This window comes from Arthrobacter sp. NPDC080031 (assembly GCF_040702485.1).
Classification (GTDB): domain Bacteria; phylum Actinomycetota; class Actinomycetes; order Actinomycetales; family Micrococcaceae; genus Arthrobacter.
Genome location: NZ_JBFBLA010000065.1, coordinates 1 through 1,196, shown reverse-complemented (window position 1 = coordinate 1,196; position 1,196 = coordinate 1). Strand labels below are relative to the sequence as shown.

General features: G+C 64.0%; 1 protein-coding gene. It reads left to right on the top strand.

The window, feature by feature from the left end:
- Nucleotides 1–1,191: IS30 family transposase (locus tag AB0323_RS23985; protein WP_366179553.1), on the top strand; the 1,191-nt coding region annotated here is incomplete at its 5' end.
- Between the last annotated feature and the right edge of the window lie 5 nt (nucleotides 1,192–1,196).

Here is a 1,196-nt window from a genome sequence, read left to right as displayed (position 1 = left end):
TCTATGGTCAGGTCATTTCCTCAGAGTGCCCGCAACGAGTTTGTGGACTTGGTGTGTGGTGGGATGTCGATTCTCGCAGCTTCCCGGCGCGTCGGGACCACACATCGGACCGGGGGAACCTGGTGGTCCCAGTCTGGCCTCATGATGACTGTGAGCAGGGGTCGCGTCGGGGGTCTTGCTGATCCGGCGCCTACGGCGGACGGTCCGGGTGGCCGGGCATTGACTTTGGACGATCGGGGGATGATCCAGATGGGCCGTCGGTGCGGGCTGAGCTACGCGGATATTGGGGAGGCGATTGGCCGGGACAAGTCGGTGGTCTGGCGGGAGGTGAAGCGGCACACCGGGGAGGATGGGGTTTATCATGCGTCGACCGCCCACGCTAAGGCGCATCAGAACCGGCGCCGGCCCAAGCCGCTGAAGCTTGTCGAGGACGAGGATCTGTGCCGGCTGATAGCGGTCTGGATGGACGACGGGTGGAGCCCGAAACTGATTTCATCGATGTTGGCGTTTTACTTCGCCGATGATCAGACTATGCAGGTGAGCCACGAGACGATCTACCAGGCGCTGTACGTCCAATCCCGCGGGTTCCTGCGGGCGGATCTGGCCGAAAAGCTCAGCCTGAAGCGGAAGCAGCGCGTTCCCCACGCCGCGGACAGGACCAAGAACAGCCCCTACAAGGAGGCGTTCAAGATCAGTGAACGGCCGGCGGAGGCCCAGGACCGGGCCGTCCCAGGGCATTGGGAAGGTGACCTCATCATCGGCTCCAACGGGACCGCGATCGGCACCCTCGTGGAACGCTCGACCAGGTTCACGATCCTGCTCCATCTCCCCGGGAACCACAGCGCTGAGGCTGTCGCTACCGCGATGATCCGGGAGATGGGCAACCTCCCGGACCACCTGCGACAGTCGATCACCTGGGACCGCGGCACCGAACTCGCCGACTACGCGAGGATCCAAACCGCGCTCGACACCACGCTCTACTTCTGCGACCCGCACTCACCCTGGCAGCGCGGGACCAACGAAAACACCAACCGGCTCCTGAGATTCTGGTTCGAGAAAGGCTCGGACCTCTCCGCTCACACCCCGGAGGATCTCCGCAGGGTCGCCGCGAAACTCAACCGCCGGCCACGGCCCACCCTCAACCTACAAACCCCAGCCAACCGGCTCAACCAGCTGCTGCAGGCAGCCTAAACCCC